Origin of the sequence: Solibaculum mannosilyticum, assembly GCF_015140235.1 — a bacterium.
In the GTDB taxonomy this organism is placed as follows: Bacteria; Bacillota; Clostridia; order Oscillospirales; family Acutalibacteraceae; genus Solibaculum; species Solibaculum mannosilyticum.
Genome location: NZ_AP023321.1, coordinates 2351264 through 2369769, shown reverse-complemented (window position 1 = coordinate 2369769; position 18506 = coordinate 2351264). Strand labels below are relative to the sequence as shown.

17 protein-coding genes are annotated in these 18506 nt (G+C 54.3%); 16 read left to right on the top strand and 1 reads right to left on the bottom strand.

Going from position 1 to position 18506, the window contains the following annotated elements; genetic code table 11:
* The first annotated feature begins 58 nt into the window (after positions 1-58).
* From C12CBH8_RS11985 to C12CBH8_RS10965, 3 genes are read left to right on the top strand one after another with little or no spacing between them, the layout of a single operon-like run.
* Positions 59-193: a hypothetical protein gene (locus tag C12CBH8_RS11985; protein WP_281389191.1), complete on the top strand. Its 135-nt coding sequence runs from the start codon at positions 59-61 to the stop codon at positions 191-193.
* Positions 190-1656: a recombinase family protein gene (locus tag C12CBH8_RS10970; RefSeq protein ID WP_215533233.1), complete on the top strand. Its 1467-nt coding sequence runs from the start codon at positions 190-192 to the stop codon at positions 1654-1656. The genes C12CBH8_RS11985 and C12CBH8_RS10970 overlap by 4 nt, the downstream gene beginning before the upstream one ends.
* 21 nt (positions 1657-1677) lie before the next feature.
* Entirely contained in the window at positions 1678-1923 is a 246-nt protein-coding gene (locus C12CBH8_RS10965; protein WP_090264853.1) for a sporulation transcriptional regulator SpoIIID, read from the top strand.
* A 120-nt stretch (positions 1924-2043) separates the two neighbouring features.
* Here the strand turns inward: C12CBH8_RS10965 and C12CBH8_RS10960 are convergent, their stop codons facing one another.
* Positions 2044-2472 (bottom strand): RNHCP domain-containing protein, encoded by a 429-nt coding sequence (locus tag C12CBH8_RS10960; protein ID WP_090264855.1) that lies wholly within the window; start codon positions 2470-2472, stop codon positions 2044-2046.
* A 397-nt stretch (positions 2473-2869) separates the two neighbouring features.
* Here C12CBH8_RS10960 and thyX point away from each other — a divergent pair, with 397 nt between their 5' ends.
* From thyX to C12CBH8_RS10895, 13 genes are all read left to right on the top strand, one after another.
* Positions 2870-3616, top strand: a complete 747-nt coding sequence (thyX, locus tag C12CBH8_RS10955; RefSeq protein ID WP_090264857.1) for an FAD-dependent thymidylate synthase — start codon at positions 2870-2872, stop codon at positions 3614-3616.
* A complete protein-coding gene (locus C12CBH8_RS10950; protein WP_090264859.1) occupies positions 3613-4263 on the top strand; it encodes a dTMP kinase in 651 nt (216 codons plus the stop codon). Before thyX ends, C12CBH8_RS10950 begins: the two co-directional genes overlap by 4 nt.
* 17 nt (positions 4264-4280) lie before the next feature.
* Entirely contained in the window at positions 4281-5171 is an 891-nt protein-coding gene (locus tag C12CBH8_RS10945) for a DUF2156 domain-containing protein (protein WP_171846274.1), read from the top strand.
* On the top strand, positions 5168-6028 hold the full coding sequence (locus tag C12CBH8_RS10940; RefSeq protein WP_215533232.1) for a GNAT family N-acetyltransferase: 861 nt from the start codon (positions 5168-5170) through the stop codon (positions 6026-6028). The genes C12CBH8_RS10945 and C12CBH8_RS10940 overlap by 4 nt, the downstream gene beginning before the upstream one ends.
* Before the next feature lie 124 nt (positions 6029-6152).
* Positions 6153-6695 (top strand): DJ-1 family glyoxalase III, encoded by a 543-nt coding sequence (locus C12CBH8_RS10935; RefSeq protein WP_215533231.1) that lies wholly within the window; start codon positions 6153-6155, stop codon positions 6693-6695.
* Positions 6686-7279 (top strand): 5-formyltetrahydrofolate cyclo-ligase, encoded by a 594-nt coding sequence (locus C12CBH8_RS10930; RefSeq protein WP_090264864.1) that lies wholly within the window; start codon positions 6686-6688, stop codon positions 7277-7279. Before C12CBH8_RS10935 ends, C12CBH8_RS10930 begins: the two co-directional genes overlap by 10 nt.
* Positions 7280-7591: 312 nt before the next feature.
* Positions 7592-8944, top strand: coding sequence for an endolytic transglycosylase MltG (gene mltG, locus C12CBH8_RS10925; protein WP_215533230.1), 1353 nt, complete (start codon positions 7592-7594; stop codon positions 8942-8944).
* A 126-nt stretch (positions 8945-9070) separates the two neighbouring features.
* Positions 9071-10267 carry a peptidase U32 family protein gene (locus C12CBH8_RS10920; protein ID WP_215533229.1) on the top strand — a complete coding sequence of 399 codons (1197 nt, stop codon included), beginning with the start codon at positions 9071-9073 and terminating at the stop codon, positions 10265-10267.
* 158 nt (positions 10268-10425) lie between these two features.
* A complete protein-coding gene (locus C12CBH8_RS10915; RefSeq protein ID WP_215533228.1) occupies positions 10426-12120 on the top strand; it encodes a peptidoglycan D,D-transpeptidase FtsI family protein in 1695 nt (564 codons plus the stop codon).
* Between the two features lie 399 nt (positions 12121-12519).
* Entirely contained in the window at positions 12520-15162 is a 2643-nt protein-coding gene (gene alaS, locus C12CBH8_RS10910) for an alanine--tRNA ligase (protein ID WP_215533227.1), read from the top strand.
* Between the two features lie 105 nt (positions 15163-15267).
* Positions 15268-15609 (top strand): histidine triad nucleotide-binding protein, encoded by a 342-nt coding sequence (locus C12CBH8_RS10905; protein ID WP_090264874.1) that lies wholly within the window; start codon positions 15268-15270, stop codon positions 15607-15609.
* Between the two features lie 100 nt (positions 15610-15709).
* A complete protein-coding gene (locus C12CBH8_RS10900) occupies positions 15710-16249 on the top strand; it encodes a phosphoribosyltransferase family protein (protein ID WP_090264876.1) in 540 nt (179 codons plus the stop codon).
* 76 nt (positions 16250-16325) lie between these two features.
* Positions 16326-18506, top strand: a complete 2181-nt coding sequence (locus tag C12CBH8_RS10895) for a ComEC/Rec2 family competence protein (protein ID WP_215533226.1) — start codon at positions 16326-16328, stop codon at positions 18504-18506.

Sequence of the window (18506 nt, the reverse complement as noted above, 5' to 3'; positions counted from 1 at the left end):
GGGTGAGTCATAAAGGGGACAAGCATCCGATATATATGGGATTGAGGAGTGGTATTCGATGGAAAAGAAAACCATGCACATCACGTTCCACAATCCCAATTCCCCGGAAAAGACCGTCCAGTTCCTTTTGAAGATGCTGGCCCGGACGGCGGTAGAGCGGAGAAGAGGGAAAACAAAGGGGGAAGGTCCGTGAGAATTGCCGCCTATTGCCGGGTATCCACCGACAAGGAGGATCAGCTCAACAGTCTGGAAGCGCAAAAGAAGTTTTTTGAAGAATTCGCCCGGAAAAATGGACATCAACTGCTGCGCGTCTATGCCGACGAGGGCATCAGCGGCACCAAGGTACGCAACCGACGAGCCTTTCTCGACCTGATGGAACAGGCTGAGAAGAGGGAATTTGACATGGTGGTGGTCAAAGACATCAGCCGCTTTGCCCGCAATACGGTGGATCTTCTCACCAGTACAAGACGTCTCAAGGCGTTGGGCATCGAGATGCTGTTTCTCACCTCCAATCAGACGGTGCTGGGCAATTCGGAATTTGTCCTGACGGTATTTGGAGCCTTAGCCCAGGAGGAGAGCGCCAACACGTCCAAACGCGTGAAGTTCGGAAAAAAGTGCAACGCCCAAAAGGGCAAGGTGCCCAACCTGGTGTTTGGGTACGATAAAATAAACGGGGATTATTTTCATCTTCGCATCAACCAGAGAGAAGCACAGGTGGTGCGGCAGATTTTTCATCTGTACGTGGAGGAGGGGATGGGAGCGGCAAAAATTGCGTCTGTGCTCAACGGGAGAGGGGAATGCACAAAACGGGGCTATGATTTCAGTCAGAACGCCGTAGCGCGTATTTTGCGCAACCCGATCTATGTGGGGAAGGTCGTCAACGGCAGGCAGGAGGTGGTGGATTTTCTCACCAGCCAGAGGCAAGATAAAGATCCGTCGGACTGGATGATAACCGACTCCCCTGAACTGCGCATTGTGGAGGACTCGTTATTCGAGGCGGCGCAAGCCGTCTTATCGGAGAGGGGGAAGGCTGTAAAAGGGGGAAGAAAGCCCAGTAACCGGCATTTATTCAGCACCCTCATCCGATGCAGCCACTGTGGGCATACCTTCCGGCGGTTTGTGCGGACCTACCGGAATACCACCGTCCGATGGATCTGCGGCGGACGCAATGCAAAAGGGGCGGACAGCTGTCCCAACAGCACGTCATTGGACGAAGCCCAGTTGGAACAGGTCCTGCTGGATTATTTGAGACAGACAGTGGATACCCAAAAGGAAGTGGACAAAGCCTTTGGCCGTGAGATACAGCGGCTTCTAGGACAAGAGCGGCAAGGGGCGAATCACAAGATGCTGGAGGAGACTTGCAAACGTCTCAAAAGGACGCGGGAAAAATGCCTGGATCTTTACGAAAACGGCATCATCACATTGACGGAACTTCAGGAGCGTACAGGACGTATCCTGAGGCAGCTTGGGGAAGCACAGGAACATCTGGAGCGAATGGGAGATTTGAATTTCTCCCAAAATCACACAGATGCCCCATCTCCCAAGGCCATGCTGATTCCGGGACTGCTCAACAATACCATGGTCAAAAGTCTCATCGAGAGCATCTCTGTGGACAAGGAAGGACAGGTGGATGTCTATTTTAGACCTTTATCGTAAGAAAAAGCGGCGGGACAAGTTATCCGCCGCTTTTTCCTATTCTTAAGTCAAGGAAATAAGATCAAACCGTTCGGGATCGTTACAACGGTACACAAAGATGTATCGGAGCGGTTAAAGTATGTAGACCGGCAGCTTTATCAGGAGGTCAAAACCGTGCTGGATACCAACAAAGCCCAACGTCACATCCGCGGGGGTATGGCCACACGGCGCAAATACAAAAAAGACTGCGACGATTCTTTACTGCCATCGGGTGCGCCGCCCTCTTGATAGTAGTATCCTGCGGCAACAAAAATCCCCATTCTCCACCGGAAGATTCCACGGAGAGTGGGGATTTTACTAAAATAAAAAGAGGGGCAGCCAATGTATTGCCATTGACTGCCCCTCTGCTTATACTTTTAAGGAACCGTCTCCACCCATTAGCCTTGTCATTTCCTCTATCTTTTCCAAGGGGAACGGGGGAAGAGAGACCGGCCTCATAGCCAGTGACATCAATTTTATCGGATTATCATCCGCCGCAATTCGATTTGAACTCAGCTCGCCGCAGATACGGCAACGATGGATGATGGCCCATTCGCCGTTTTTTCGGACCCATACTGCGATGGGCTCCATTACGCCGCCGCAATCGGCCGATCGATCGCCGGGCAGGTCGTCCAGATGCTGGCTGCATAAGCAGTTTGGACAATGGTTCCGATGATTGCTGCCAGCCCCCATGGGCGTTACGGTTCTTCCGCACACCTTGCATACGAAGGTGTGGTCACAGGGGTGTGTTTTATAATAACCCTTTTCAAACGATTTTTTCTTATTTTCCCGCTTCATGGGAAGAATCCTCCTAAAAGTAAAATCTAACTTTTGGGAGGCTTGTGTTCGATTGTGTGACGCAAACCTCCCGGTCAGTCAACAATCACCGAAGAACAATAATTTTTCATAAAGCATCTCCTTAAAATAGTTCATACAGTGGCGGCAAGGCCGGAGTTATTTTATCACAGAGTCCCTGCAAAAACAAGGCGGATTGTAGAATTGGCAAAGCGGAGGCCGAGAATAGTTGTCAAAAGGGACGGTTTTTATGGAATCTTGCCCTTGTGGGCTAAAATATGGTATAATAAAATCCATAGTATGGTTGTATGGGCATAGGTGGCCTTATTTTGGGGTAGGATAAAAACAAGTCTACTCGTCACCGGCTCCGCCCTGCCCTTGAGAATCAGGAGGTGCCCCGATGCCAAACGTAACGTTAATCTCGTATACCCCCGATCCGGAACGGACGGTGGCTGCCGCCGCCCGTCTTTGTTACTCTCCCTCCACCATCGACCAGGTGATGGAACAGATGGACGATGAAAAGACCGCCTCGTTTTTGGATATGTTGACCCAGATCGGGCATCAGTCCCCTATTGAGCACGCATCCTTTACCTTTGGGATCGAGGGGGTATCCCGTTCCTTATTGGCCCAGATCACGCGGCATCGCATCGCCTCTTTCAGCGTCCAGAGCCAGCGGTATGTGGATGAAGCTGGTTTTGACTATGTCATTCCTCCCGAAATCGAGGGGGATGAGCAGACAAAAGAACTTTTCCTCAAGGCCATGGAATCGGCCAAACAGTCCTACGAGACCCTCACCGCCCACCTGGAACGCCGGTATCAAAAGGATATGGCGCCCAAGGCAGCCCATAAAAAGGCCATTGAGGATGCCCGATTTGTTCTGCCAAACGCCTGTACCACCAAGATGATGGTCACAATGAATGCCAGGAGCCTGCTGAATTTCTTTTCCCTGCGGTGCTGCAACCGTGCCCAGTGGGAGATCCGGGAAGTGGCATGGCAGATGCTTAAGTTGGTCAAAGGGGTGGCGCCGCACCTGTTTGCATCGGCCGGGCCGGGATGTCTGAGAGGCGCATGTCCGGAGGGAAAGATGTCCTGCGGCAAGGCGAAGGAAGTAAGAGAACGCTTTGACTCTCTGGGTGAAGACAAATGAGACGGTTGATGGTTCTGGAAGGATTGGACGGCAGTGGAAAGTCCACTCAGTTCGAGCGGATCTTGATGCGGTTCCAGAAGGAAGGAAAGGCGGTCCGCGGCATCTCCTTCCCGGATTATAATGAGCCGTCGTCGGCGCTTGTCCGCATGTATCTGGACGGGGAATTGGGAGACAGTGCTACTGAAGTCAACGCCTATGCGGCCTCCAGTTTCTACGCCGTGGATCGATATGCCAGCTTTGTGCGCCATTGGAAAAAGGATTATGAAGCCGGCACATGGATCTTATCGGCCCGGTATACCACATCCAATCTCATTTACCAGATGGCCAAATTGCCCCGGGAGCAATGGGAGGAATATCTCACATGGCTTTTGGATTATGAATACAAAAGATTAGCACTTCCCCGTCCCGACCGGGTGATCTTTTTGGATGTGCCGTTGGAAATCTCCCAGGACCTGCTGCTCAGCCGGTACGGAGGGGATGCATCCAAAAAAGATTTACACGAGCGGGACAACCGTTATTTAAGGCAATGCCGGGAATGCGCCCTGTACGCTGCCGAGAGACTTGGCTGGGAGGTAATCCCCTGCGCCCGGGACGGCTGCATTTTACCAATTGATACAATCACCCAGGAAATATGGGAACGACTTTAGGAGGCATCTACGACCTTATGATCGAATTTCGCGAACCGCGCTTAGAAGATAAACAATGGGTGCGGGAGCTGTTAGCGTATTCTGAATACAACAACTCCGAATACAGTTTTGGACTCAATTATATTTGGCGCCGTCTGCTCCAGAAGGGGATTGCCCGGCATAAAGACCTATTTTTAGCCAAGAGCAATCTCCGGGGAGGGGCCTATCTGTTCCCTGCCGGCACGGGGGATTGGCAAGAGGCTATCGAGCTCTACCGGGAAGACGCAAAGAAGAACGGGATTCCTCTCCGTCTTTATTCGGTCACCCCGGAGATGGCCGAACTCTTAAAAACCCAATACGACGGTCAGTTCACCTATGAACCTCTGCGTTATGCCGCCGACTACGTTTACCGTTCCACCGATCTCATCGAACTAAAGGGACGTAAATATCACGGCAAGCGGAACCATATCTCGCGCTTTGAGACAAACAATCCCGATTGGAGCTATGAGGATATCACGGCGCAGAATCTTTCGGAATGCGGGGATATGTTTGAAAAATGGCTTGTGGAAAATCAGGATAAAGAAGGCCTGGAGGACGAAAGGCTGGCCCTTTACGACAGCTTTGATCATTTTGAAGAACTGGGTTTCCAGGGAGGGCTTATCCGAACCGGGGGACAAGTAGTGGCCTTCACCATAGGGGAAGAGCTGACAAAGGACTGTTTTGTGCTGCACTTTGAGAAGGCATTTTCCCATATCCAAGGGGCTTATCCCATGATCAACCGTGAATTTGCCGCGCGGCGTCTGAGTGGATACCAATATATCAACCGGGAAGAGGATATGGATATCCCCGGCCTGCGCAAGTCCAAGATGTCGTACCAGCCGGCCATGCTGGTGGAACGCGGATACGCTTTGTTTGGTGATACATTATGATGGCCCGTCCCAGGGGAGAGGATATCCCCGCATTAAAACAAATTTGGAAGGCCGCTTTTGGCGACCCGGATTCTTATATCGACTTCTTTTTTGAGCACCGTTTTTCCGTCCAGAAGGCCATGGTGGCATACGAAAAAGACAAACCAGTGTCGGTGCTCTATGTTCTTCCCTGTCATATCAATGTGGATGGGGAACAGCATCCGGCGGGATATATTTACGCCGCTGCGACCCATCCGAAAAAGCAGAGCAAGGGGTGGATGGGGAACCTTTTACACTATGCAAAGAGCATTGCCAAAGAAGAAGATCTGGCAGCTCTGGTACTGCGGCCGGGAGAACCATCTCTCACACGGTACTATGAGCGGCACGGATACCGCACTTTTTTCCAGGAATCCACGGCAAAGTTCACACGAAAGCAGCTTTTAAGCTGTGCAAAGGCAGGAAGCCAGATTCTGCCGGCCTTTGCTGATGTGATAACTGCATTCCGCCGTCATTATCTGGACGGGTGGGAAGGTTCCATCCAGTGGGAGGAGGATGCCGTTGAGTACGCTCTGGAGGAAAATACCTTTACCGGAGGCAAAAACATTTTTATACGCTGTCCCCAGGGGGTAGGATACGCCCTGGTGGGACCGGGGCCTCACGTAACCGTTAAGGAATGGATGGCAGAGCGGGGCGTATTTGCTTATCTGGCCGACGCCATCTTAAAGCAGTCGGAAGGGGAGACCTTTACCATGCGTTCTCCGGCAGGGATCCTGCGTCAGGAGATCTCCAAAATGTCGCCGGGCGGAATGATCCTGCCGGTGTCGAGTCCCTGTATCTGGAGAGGGAAACCGCCGTATTTGGGACTCACTTTGGATTAAATCAGCGTTATAACCGGCGGGCTTACGGAAGTCCCGCTGGTTCAACATAAACAGGACCGGCGAGGAAGTCGCCTCTTTTCAGAAAATGCCATTTGTAAAAAACCAATTGCCAGGAGTGATTGCTGTGATTTATGTATTTTTGGCCGACGGATTTGAGGAGATCGAGGCTTTGGCGACCATCGACGTGCTGCGTCGGGCGGAATTGGACGTCACCACCGTGGGCGTAGGCGGATGCAGGGCCGTATGCGGCGCCCATGACATTGTGGTAAAAGCAGATGCGGTGGATACGGAAGTTATGTACGACGATGTAGAAGCCGTGGTTTTGCCGGGCGGCGCTTTGGGTACCCTTAATCTGGAGAAGTCCCCAGTCGTGCAGGGGTTTATCGATCACGCCATGTCGGTAGACGCTTTGGTAGCAGCCATTTGCGCTGCGCCGTCTATTCTGGGACATAAAGGGCTGCTCAAAGGCAAAGAGGCCATCTGTTTCCCAGGCTTTGAGCAGCAGCTGGAGGGAGCTACTCTTTCCGAGCAGTCGGTGGCGACTGACGGCAACATCATCACAGCCAAAGGAGCCGGCGTAGCGGTCGATTTCGGCTTGGCCATCGTGGCCTACTTTAAAGGGGAGGGACGCAGCGAAATCCTGAGGAAATCCCTCCAGTGCCCGTGAGTGATATCCGGGCGCGCAAGATGGAACTCCGCCGCCGTTGCCGGGAGTTCCGTCAGGGCCTGACGGAGGAGAAAAAACGGCAGATGGATGGTTTCATCCTCAAAAGAGTACAGTCGCTTCGTCAATACCGGAATGAACGGGTGATACTGACCTATGTGTCCACCAGCATCGAGGTGGATACCCGGAATCTGATTGAAAAGGCGCTGGCTGCGGGGAAACATGTGGCGGTTCCACGGTGCGTCCCAGGGACGAGGGAGATGGAGTTTTATTTTATCCGGTCCCTTGACGACCTGGAACCAGGAGCCTTTGGAGTGCTGGAGCCTGTCCCGGAAAAGTGCCGCAAGCTCATCGATTATTCCCGGGGTCTGTGCATTGTCCCAGGCCTGGGTTTCGATTATGCCGGCTACCGGCTGGGGTATGGGAAGGGGTATTACGACCGTTTCCTATCCCAATTCGGAGGGTCTACCGCCGGCATCTGCTACCAGGGATGCGTCCGATGGCGCCTCCCGCACGGCCGGTTTGACCGTGCAGTAGACGTGCTCATTACAGAGGGATACATCCGTCGCACCGGCCTTCCCCGCTAAAAGGGGATGCCTCAGGAGACACGGGGCAAAAGGCGAGCGCCTCCCGCAGTCAATACGGAAGGCGCTCCATGTTAGGTAGGTTGCTTTTTAGCCCCAGCAGGCCAGGATTACGATGATGATGAGCAGGATCCAAGTGCTGTTACCCTCTTCGCAGCCACAGCCGCCTCTGCCTAAACTGAAACCCATTGTGTGTCACCTCACTTTTGAGAGTTCGATATATACTATGTGGAAGCTTCCAGAGGTGTTACCATATTTTCAAGGGCGGTTGATGCCATCCGCCGCTTAGCCAACTCAATGACAGGAGGAATGGTTATGAGCCCTGATCAAAACGATTTTAAGGATTTGCCGGAGGAATCTCCCGCCGGGCAGCGGGAAGCCGATGTGTTTTCGGATTTCCCGGTCCCTGAAGACGACGGACTTAAAAGCATCGAGGAGTTAAACCTTTTTGAGAATACAGGCGATGATTTTACCGATCTATCCCAAATGGCGGGGGAGGAGCCTCCTGTTCACAGGCAACCCGAATCCCGTGAACAGCCGGATTCTTTGGGCGATACCCGGATCATTACGCCCAAGGGGGAAAAGGCCCCGAAGAAAAAACACAGGTTTTTAAAGGATCAAAACGTCAATGGATGCTTAAAGGGATTGATCTATGCAGTGGTCATCGTGGGTATTTCATTGCTTTTGTCCTACTTTCTTATCCTGGGCATCAACGATATGCTGGGTCTGGTCAAGAACGATAAGAGCGTTACTGTCACCATCCCCGAAGGGGCGGATTCCAAACAGATTACCGAGATTCTCAAGGAGAGCGGCGCCGTACAGCAGCCCTTCTTCTTCAATCTTTATATGTCCCTGACCAAGTCGGATGAAAAGATCAAGAGCGGCGAATACGAAATCAATACCAACTACGACTATATGGCCATTATCAATAGTTTAAAGGGTTCGTCGGAAGAGCGGCAAATTGTGTCCCTCACCTTCCCCGAGGGCTGGACATTGGATCAGATTGTGGATCTGCTGGTGCAAAACAACATCTGCGACCGGGAAAGCCTAATCAATGAACTCAACGAAGGCGACTTCTCAGACTACTCCCTGGTTGCCGCTATCCCCAATGATTCCGATCGGTACCGCCGTCTGGAAGGATACCTGTTCCCCGACACCTATGAGTTCTACGTGGGAGAATCGGCGGAAAGCGTCATCAAAAAGATGCTTTACAACACGGAAAAGAAATTTGACGACGATATGCGCAAACGGGCTGAGGAATTGGGTATGACTGCCGACGAGGTATTGACACTCGCCTCCATCATTCAGAAGGAATCGGGCGTTTACGAGCAGATGACAACCATTTCGTCTGTGTTCCACAACCGTCTGAAGAGCAAGGAGTTCCCCCGTCTGGAGTCGGATACCACCGACAAATACGGCACGTCGGCCTACGACACGTATACCATTGAAGGCCTGCCGCCGGGACCCATCTGCAGCCCCGGCTATGAAGCCATCAAAGCGGCCCTGACGCCGGATACCACCGATTATCTCTTCTTTGTCACCGACAACGACGGCAATTACTATTACTCCAAGACTTACCAGCAGCATCTGGTCAACATCCAGAAAGCCCGGGAAGTCAACAGCCAGATCGGGGGCACCGGTACCAGGGAAGAAGACGAAGAGGAATAAACAAACAAAAAGCAAAACATACGGCCTGTTCTCCCTGGGAGGAGGCAGGCCGTGTATTTTGTCCGGATGGAAATAAGATAAAGAGGCCGAACAGTAGCCAAAGGGATCATTTTAGGGAGGATTATTATGGCAGAATTATTGAGTCCGGCAGGGGATATGGAGCGGTTAAAATCGGCTGTGCTCTTTGGCGCCGACGCCGTCTACTTAGGAGGGAACTCCTTTGGTATGCGCACCGCCCCTAAAAATTTTGGAGACGACCTGCGGGAGGCGGTAGAGTATGCCCATGCGCATGGAGTACAGGTCTATCTGACCTGTAACATCCTCCCTCACAGCGACGAGATCCAGCGGCTTCCCGGCTTTCTCCAGAACGCCGCTGACTGCGGTGTAGATGCCTTTATTATCTCCGACTTGGGGGCATTGACCATTGCCAAACAGGCGGCACCGCAGGTGCCTGTTCACATCTCCACCCAGGCCGGCATCGTCAACTATGCCACGGCAAACGTCTTCTATGAGATGGGGGCCAGCCGTGTCATCCTGGCCAGGGAGCTGTCTTTGGAAGAGATCTCCACCATTCGTGCGAAGACCCCGTCCGATCTGGAGATCGAGACCTTTGTGCACGGTTCCATGTGCGTCTCCTTTTCAGGACGATGCCTTTTGTCCAGCTATCTCACCGGCCGGGATGCCAACCGGGGCGACTGTGCACAGCCCTGCCGGTGGAAATACCGTCTGGTGGAGGAGAACCGTCCCGGTGAATTCCTGCCCATTGAGGAACAGGACGGTGGGACGTATATCCTCAATGCCGAAGACCTGTGCATGATCGAGCATCTGTCCCAGCTGGAACAGGCGGGCGTCACCAGCTTTAAGATCGAGGGCCGGGCAAAATCGGCCTATTATACCTCCGTAGTCACCGGCGCGTACCGGGCGGCTATGGATTTTACCAGGGATCATCCGGAAGACCCCATTCCCGCTTGGATCGTGGAGGAATTGGATAAAGTCAGCCACCGCCCCTACGGCACGGGCTTTTATTTTGGACAGGCAGGTCAGGAGACGGTCAAAGGCGGATATACCCGCAATTATCAGGTTATCGCCGTGGCCGAAGGCTGGGAAGAGGGGCGTCTCCTACTGACCCAGCGCAATCGGTTTTTCCCCGGTGAGGAGGCCGATTGTCTGCCGCCGCGGGGGAAACCCTTCTTCCTGACGATAGAGGATTTGCAGGACGAGGAAGGAAATGCGGTAGAAGCAGCACCTCATCCCATGCAGCGGTTGAGCGTCAGATGCGAGCATCCTGTCCAGCCCGGGACATTGCTGCGAAAAAAGGCATGATATCAGAATCACCACAACAAAAAGCCCTTGAAGATGATTCCAGGGGCTTTTTGTTGTCTTTTTGGAAAAGCGACTAGTCGTCGCCCCAGGCGGGCACAATAAGGACGAAATGGTTTAGACAGGCAAAATCCCTGATCCTATCCAAAGGAGGAAGCGGAATGGAAAAGATGCACATGCGCATGGTGGCGGTGTATGCGGTGATTGCCATCATGCTGACCATAGGGGCGCTGCGGATATTCAGCATCTCCACCGGAGAGGCCTATACTCAGGCCGCTCAACAGAATAGCTCTTATAGTCTTACCGTCACCCAGGGAAGGGGGAGCATCTACGACTGCAATCTCCAGCACTTGACGAATTTCCAGGACGGCTATAAAGCAGCCGTAACGGCCGATCCCCAGACCACCACCGCCTTTTCCAAAGTGCTGTCCGACAGCCAGATGCAGACCATGCTGGACCGGATCGGCGAGGGGAAGCCATTCGTGCAGAAGGTGGATGAGTATATCCCCGGTACAAAAGCCCTGTTTTTCCCCAATGTGACCCGATACCGGGAGGAGGAGCCCCTTTGTCCCCATATCATTGGATACGTAGACAGCGACGGCAAAGGGGTAGAGGGCATCGAGGCGGCCTACGACGACTGGTTGGGGAAAGCCCAGGGGAAGAGCAAGGTGACCTTTTCCGTCAATGCCGTAGGGGAAGCTTTAGCCGGTGTGGAGCCTGAAGTCGAAGATACCATGTCCAATCTAAACAGCGGGGTCATGCTGACCATCGACAAAGATATCCAGGACATCGCCCAAAAGGCGGCCAGGAAATATTTGGAGAAGGGAGCGGTGGTCGTTCTGGACGTACGCACCGGGGCGGTACGAGCCAGCGTCAGCGTTCCGGATTTTGACCCGGACAATGTCCAGGAGGCGTTGAACGATGAGGATTCCCCGCTTCTCAACCGCACCACATCGGCCTACAATGTGGGATCGGTGTTTAAATTGGTGACGGCGGCAGCCGCATTGGAAAACGGCATCAGTCCCGATCGCACCTATGACTGTACCGGCAGCGTGGATATCTACGGAGTCACCTTTGACTGTTACCATCAGCGCACCCACGGTCTCCAGAACATGGAGGGAGCCTTGGCCCAGTCCTGTAACGCCTATTATATCACCTTGGGACAGGAGATCGGGGCCAAGAAGCTGTTGGATATGACGGTCAAGATGGGGTTTGGATCGGGGGTCACCTTGTGTGACGGCATCCAAAGCGCGTCCGGGACACTGCCCACGTTAGATACGCTCAAGATGCCGGCGGCTTTGGCCAACTTCTCCTTTGGCCAGGGAGAACTGATGGCCACACCCTATCAGGTGGCGTCTATGGTGCAGTGCATTGCGTCGGGAGGGACTTTGGCAAAACCCTATCTGGTAGAGGGTCTGGTGGATTCATCGGGACAGCTCATCGAACCCACCCAGCAGGCCCAGCCGGTACAGGTACTCAGCAGCGAGACCTGCGACGCTTTACGCCTCATGATGGCCGCACCGGTGGAATACGGAACCGGTACCGGCGCCAAACCGACTATCGGCGGCGCCGGCGGAAAAACGGCCACAGCCGAAACCGGCATCCTGGTGGATGGGGAATTTGTCAACCAGACGTGGTTCGCCGGATTTTTTCCTTACGACAATCCCCAGTACGCGGTAGCCGTGTTGGCTGAGGACTCCCCAAAGGGCAGTGAGACTTCCACCCCCACCTTCCGAGCCATTGCCGACGGTGTCGAGCAGTTGATGACGCGGCGGGGACAAAGCGATCCGGCCTTACAGGATGCCGTAGCTGTTCCCAAGGCCTCGGAACAGGAGGATGCGCCTCCACAGGATTGACGATTGAAAGGATCGTGTCACAGTCGAAAAATGGGGGAAAAGGGTAGAGGAACCGGTTGACATCATAAAATTGGGATCGTATAATAAGTGGTGTGTGATACACTGTAAAATATACGGTTATTCTGGCTTTGACGGGAAGAAGCCGGCGTCCAGCTTTTAGAGAGGGAACCCTTTTGGCTGAAAGGTTCCTAGCCAAGCGGCGTCCGGCAGGCCATCCCCGAGCCTTCGGCGGTGAAAGCCGCGCGTAGGTTCCCGCGTTAAGGGGCGTAAAGAGGCGTCTTGTCCCAGAGCAAAGGGACGGCGCAATTTGGGTGGTACCACGGAAGACCTCCGTCCCATAGCGGGGCGGGGGTCTATTCTTTTGGAGAAAACTAGGATGGTAAGGAAGGACGATGCAACGTGAAATGGACCGGTCTCAATGAACTGCGTGAAAAGTACCTGTCATTTTTTGAAAGCAAGGATCATTTAAGGCTCAAGAGTTTCCCCCTTGTGCCCCAAGGGGACAAGAGCTTGCTGCTCATCAATTCCGGCATGGCGCCGATGAAAAAATACTTTACCGGAGAGGTGACCCCTCCTCATAAACGGGTCACCACCTGCCAGAAATGCATCCGTACGCCGGATATCGAGCGCGTGGGCAAGACGGCCCGCCACGGTACTTACTTTGAAATGCTGGGCAACTTCTCCTTCGGCGACTATTTTAAGCACGAAGCGTGCGCTTGGGCATGGGAATTCTGCACCAAGGTCATCGAACTGCCGGTGGACCGCATTTGGGTGTCCATCTACCAGGACGACGACCAGGCTTTTGATATCTGGACCAAAGAGGTGGGAGTGGATGCCTCCCATATCGTGCGCCTGGGCAAGGAGGACAACTTCTGGGAACACGGCACCGGTCCCTGCGGCCCCTGTTCTGAGCTTTACTTTGACCGGGGCGAACAGTACGGCTGTGGCTCCCCCACCTGCGGCGTAGGCTGCGACTGCGACCGTTTTGTGGAATTCTGGAACCTGGTGTTCACCCAGTTTGACAGCGACGGCCAGGGCAATTACACGCCCCTGGATCATCCCAACATCGATACCGGCATGGGTCTGGAACGTCTGGCCTGCGTCGTACAGGGGGTGGATAATCTCTTTGAAGTGGACACCGTCAGAAACATCATGCAGCACGTCAGCCGCATCGCCGGCATTCATTACGGCGACGACCCCAAATCGGACGTCTCTTTGCGCGTCATCACCGACCATATCCGTTCCACCGTCTTTATGGTGGGCGACGGCGTCATGCCCTCCAACGAGGGACGCGGCTATGTCTTGCGCCGTCTGCTGCGCCGTGCCGCCCGTCATGGACGCCTTTTAGGTATCCAGGGTTCCTTCCTGTCCGAGGTATGCGATACCGTAATCCAGGAGAACCGGGAAGCTTATCCCGAATTGGTGCAAAAGCGCGACTTTATTAAAAAGCTCATCGCCAATGAGGAAGAGGCGTTTGGCAAAACCATCGACCAGGGCCTCCAGCTCCTGAACGTCATGATCGACGAGCTGGATGGAGAAGAGTTGTCGGGTGAGAACGCCTTTAAGCTGTATGACACCTTTGGTTTCCCCATCGATTTGACCCTGGAAATCCTCAGCGAGAGGAACATGCGCGCCGATGAAAAGAGCTTCCATGAACTGATGCGTCAGCAGCGGGAGCGTGCCAGGGCCGCCCGGAAGTCGTCCGACGGCGAAGCCTGGGCCGGCTCCAAATCCCTGTTGGAGGAATTGCCCGCCACCGCGTTTACCGGATACCAGAGCATGCAGGAGGAGCATGTAGCGGTGACGGCTATGGTATCCGGCGGCGAGTGGGCCGAGACAGTCACGGAAGGCCAGGAGGCTATTTTGGTGCTGGAATCCACCCCCTTCTATGCCGAGAGCGGCGGACAGGTGGGGGATACCGGGACAATGACCGGCGATGGATTTGTCTTTGAGGTGACCGATACCCATAAGACCCACGCAGGAGCTGTTTTCCACCAAGGCAAGGTAGTGAGCGGGGAAGTGCGTGTGGGAGACCGGGTAAACGCTCAGGTGGACGTCAAACGCCGTCAGGCCATTATGCGCAACCACACCGCCGCCCATCTGCTGCAAGCGGCCCTGCGGCGCGTGCTGGGCACTCATGTGGAGCAGGCAGGACAACTGGTCAGCGATCAGTCGATGCGCTTTGACTTCACCCATTTCTCCGCCCTGACTCCCGAGGAACTGCGTCGGGTGGAGAAGGAGATCAACGACGTGATTCTGGAAGGCCGGGATGTCACCACAGCAGAGATGCCCATCGACGAAGCCCGCAAATTGGGAGCTATGGCCCTGTTTGGAGAGAAGTACGGCGACATCGTCCGGGTGGTGGACGTAAAAGATTGGTCGGTAGAGCTGTGCGGCGGCACCCATGTGGATAACACGTCCAAATTGGGATTGTTCAAGATTGTGTCGGAAGGGTCGGTGGCAGCCGGCGTGCGCCGCATCGAGGCGGTGACGGGCCAGGGTGTCCTGGAGGCCTTTGATCAGGTCAATTTGATTTTGACCGAGGCGGCGCTGGCGCTCAAGGCGTCGGGCACCGGGGATATGGCCCGGCGTGCCGCCCAGGCCGCTTTGGAGCTTAAGGAAAAGGACAAAGAGATCGAACGTCTCAACAACCGTTTGGCCAATACCTGGGGCGAGAGCCTTCTGAAGAATGCCAAGGAAGTCCAGGGGATCAAGGTCATCGGCGCCGCCTTCACGGGGGCAAATGCCGACATGCTGCGCAATTTGTGCGATCGGTTCAAGGACGATGGTTCCGACCTCGTGGCGGTTGTGGCTGGTATCCAGGAGGACAAAGGCACCGTCAGCTTTGCCTGCGTCTGCACAAAAGATGCTATGGCCAAGGGAGCCCATGCGGGCAATATCGTCCGGGAAGTGGCCAAGATCGCCGGAGGATCGGGCGGCGGACGTCCCGACCGGGCTATGGCCGGCGGCAAGGACATCACCAAGGTGGACGAAGCCCTCAATGCGTTGACCGGCATTGTGGAAGCACAGCTTTCCAAATAAAATGGTGTGAAGTAGCGCCCTCTTCACCGGCTTGTACGGGGAGAGGACGCTGCCTGATAGATGAAAACAACCCGTCTCAGATGGGAATCAAAGGAGGTTTTTCACGTGGAGGATTGCCTTTTCTGTAAGATCGCGGCGGGAGAAATCCCCTCCAAGAAGCTGTATGAGGACGACAAGGTGCTGGTGTTTCACGACATTGATCCCCAGGCGCCGTTTCACATTCTCATCATCCCCAAGGAGCATATCCAGTCGGCCGCCTGCATCAATTCGGAAAACAGCGGTATTGTAGCCTATATCTTTGAGATTGCGGCCAAAATCGCCAAGGAACAAAAGCTGGAAAACGGGTTCCGCCTGGTCAACAACTGCGGTGAACAGGGCGGCCAGACCGTCAACCATCTGCATTTTCATATGCTGGCGGGACGCAATCTGGGTTGGCCTCCCGGCTAATGGGAGCCCTTTAGAAGCGCTATGACAGGGGAGACTGCAAAGCGGCCTCCTATTCAACGGATGGACGGGATTTTTCCCGTTGTCCAAAAGGAGTAAAACCATGAAAACCTACGAATTAAAATTGTGTGGACTCACCCGTCAGCTTCCCATCTGTCCGGTCAGCGATAAGCTGGACATTGCGGCTTTTATCATGTTTGGCGATGTGGAAGTGACCGTCAAGGCGGCTGAAGAGCTGTTAAAACGCTGCCCGGAACACGACGTGGTGGTTACAGCCGAAGCCAAAGGCATCCCTCTTGCCTACGAGATGGCCCGCCAAGGATGCGGGAAATATGTAGTGGCTCGCAAGTCCACAAAGCTCTACATGCCCGATCCTTTGAAGGTAGAGGTACGCTCCATCACCACCGACCGTCTTCAGACGCTGTACATCAGCCGGGAGGACGCCCAGAGCCTCAAAGGGAAACGGGTGCTGGTGGTGGACGACGTCATCAGTACGGGAGAATCTCTTCACGCCATGGACGAATTGATCGGCCAGGCGGGAGGGACCATTGTGGGACAAGCGGCTGTCCTAGCCGAGGGCGATGCCGCCGATCGGAAAGACATCATTTATCTGGAGCCGCTGCCCTTGTTTTTCAAGGACTAAAAGGTCAGCGATTGAATGAATTTTTCTACCTAGGGTGACAGCGGATGCACAAACGACGACACAGGAGGAGGCAACAATGAGACGTCCAGCCGCCGTAGTGGGATTTTCCTGGTTCTTTGCCCTGCTGGCGGGGACCTTCTGTCCGATTGGCGGGACGATGGCTCTTTTGTTTCTGTGTTTGGCGGCGGGAGTGGTGTCACTCTTTGTGCGTCCCCTTCGCATCGTAAAAGTTGTGCCCACCGCACTGCTGACGGCAGCGGTTGCGATGGGCTCAATTTGTCTTGCCACCTTTTTGACGGTCCTGCCCATCCAGAGTTTAGACGGCGTCAACTGCCGGGTGGAAGGCATAATCACCGATCTTCCCACACCCAAAGGGGAACGGATGCTGTATCCGGTGAAGGTCACGTCTGTAGATGCCGACGGTGCGCCGCAGGAATTCAACATTTTTCTTTCCTGCCGTGGCCAGTTGCCGGCCAGGACATTTGACGAGATTTCAGCCGACGTCCATTTCTACACCAGCGGGGCCAAAGAGGAGAAAGGCGCTTACATCGCGGCGTATACGCTGGGCGATGTCCAAGTCAAGGAGGCGGAGGTTCGTCCTGTTTACGCTTTTGTAGTGGATGCCCGTCAAAAACTGATGGAAACCAATCGGGAAACCCTGTCTTCGGATGCAGCTGAAGTCATCAACGGCGTTTTATTGGGCGCCGACGATCAAATCGATCCGAAAATCAAACAGGCCTTCCGCGATACGGGGATTGCTCATTTGCTGGCGGTATCCGGCGCACATATCTCCATCTTCACCAATTTTGTCCTGATGGTGCTCATGAGATTCAAGGTCAACCGCCGTGTTGCAGCCGTCTTGGCAGCGGGATTCGCCTTTGGATTCATGGCCCTTACAGGATTTACGCCGTCGGTCATGCGCGCCGGCCTGATGAGCATCGTCTATCTGTTGGGACTGGCTGCCCGCAAGAAGGCCGACTCCCTCAATTCCCTCGGATTGGCCGCCTTTTTGCTGACCATTCTCAATCCGTTTGCCGTCAGGGACTTGGGGCTTATCATGTCGCTGATGGCGACGCTGGGAATGATCGTCCTATCGGCGCGGATGGAAAGCTGGATGATCCGGCCTTTTGCAAATGTCAAACGGGGCAGACGTGTCATAAACGGCATCGTCGCCACGGTAGCCCAATCCTTATCGGCCAGCCTGTTTCTGTTGCCCATTACGATTGTGGTGTTTGAACGGGTGTCCCTCATCTCGCCGGTGACCAACGTTTTGTGTATGCTGCCCGCATCCATTATGATGATTGCAAGTGGAGTCGGGTCTATGCTTCATTCCATGGGGATGCTGGCATTTATCAGCAATCCATGTCTGCTTGTGGCGGGACTCCTGGCAAAGTATCTCATCGCAGTGACCGGACTGTTGTCCGGCGTCCCATTTGCGGTGATTTCCACATCCCAAGGATTTGTACTGGTATGGCTGGCCGGGACGATCTTACTGTTTTGCCTCGCCTTTCTTTTGCGCAAGGACGTCTCGCTCTTTCAATCCTGTACCGCCTTATCGGCCATTGTGCTGATGATCGGTATTCTCTCTTATCAGATCAGCATGCGGGGCGTCACCAGCATCAAGGTCATGAACAGTGAAAATGTGTTGTCGGCCGCCGTTGTTCGGGATGGCCGTGCAGCCGTGATAGGCTGCGGCGGATCTTATAACGCAGCCGCCCGGATCCAGAACTACTTGCAAGACGAGGAAATTCGTCGACTGGAAATGCTTGTTTTGCCCTCCATGGAGGAGGAATTTGCATCGGGAGCGCAGGAGCTTCTGGAAAGTTTTCCGGTGGACATGGTGCTCGCCCCGGCCGAAGCCGATTTGACTGCCCTAAAAGCAGCGTCGCCTGATACGGAATTTTATCCCTATGATTCCGCCGACATTCGGTTTTGGGAAGGGTTTGACGTCACAGCTTCCCGGCAAGGGGAGGAAAGCGCCCTGCGCATGGAGGTGGGAGAGACGGAGATTTTACTTTCCACCAACAATGCCGACGTCACGTTTGTCCAAGGCTCGCATCCGGATGTGGCGCTTCTGGGAAAAGAACTGCCGGCGAATTTCCAAAAGTGTACGCCTGATGTAGCGTTGACACCGTCGGGAGGGCTGGCGCCGATTTATCTGGCGGAACGGGAAGTGGAGAGCATACTGGTCGGAGAGAAAACCGATCTTATTATCATGACCCGCGGCAAGGGAGACGTACTCATCCGCCGGGACTAA

What these genes read in the sequence shown, in the direction of transcription:
- thyX (WP_090264857.1), top strand. Translation starts at nt 2,870, where the DNA reads ATGCCAAACGTAACGTTAATCTCGTATACCCCCGATCCGGAACGGACG.
- C12CBH8_RS10895 (WP_215533226.1), top strand. Translation starts at nt 16,326, where the DNA reads ATGAGACGTCCAGCCGCCGTAGTGGGATTTTCCTGGTTCTTTGCCCTG.
- C12CBH8_RS10945 (WP_171846274.1), top strand. Translation starts at nt 4,281, where the DNA reads ATGATCGAATTTCGCGAACCGCGCTTAGAAGATAAACAATGGGTGCGG.
- C12CBH8_RS10950 (WP_090264859.1), top strand. Translation starts at nt 3,613, where the DNA reads ATGAGACGGTTGATGGTTCTGGAAGGATTGGACGGCAGTGGAAAGTCC.
- C12CBH8_RS11985 (WP_281389191.1), top strand. Translation starts at nt 59, where the DNA reads ATGGAAAAGAAAACCATGCACATCACGTTCCACAATCCCAATTCCCCG.
- C12CBH8_RS10920 (WP_215533229.1), top strand. Translation starts at nt 9,071, where the DNA reads ATGGCAGAATTATTGAGTCCGGCAGGGGATATGGAGCGGTTAAAATCG.
- mltG (WP_215533230.1), top strand. Translation starts at nt 7,592, where the DNA reads ATGAGCCCTGATCAAAACGATTTTAAGGATTTGCCGGAGGAATCTCCC.
- C12CBH8_RS10900 (WP_090264876.1), top strand. Translation starts at nt 15,710, where the DNA reads ATGAAAACCTACGAATTAAAATTGTGTGGACTCACCCGTCAGCTTCCC.
- C12CBH8_RS10915 (WP_215533228.1), top strand. Translation starts at nt 10,426, where the DNA reads ATGGAAAAGATGCACATGCGCATGGTGGCGGTGTATGCGGTGATTGCC.
- C12CBH8_RS10940 (WP_215533232.1), top strand. Translation starts at nt 5,168, where the DNA reads ATGATGGCCCGTCCCAGGGGAGAGGATATCCCCGCATTAAAACAAATT.
- C12CBH8_RS10960 (WP_090264855.1), bottom strand. Translation starts at nt 2,472, where the DNA reads ATGAAGCGGGAAAATAAGAAAAAATCGTTTGAAAAGGGTTATTATAAA.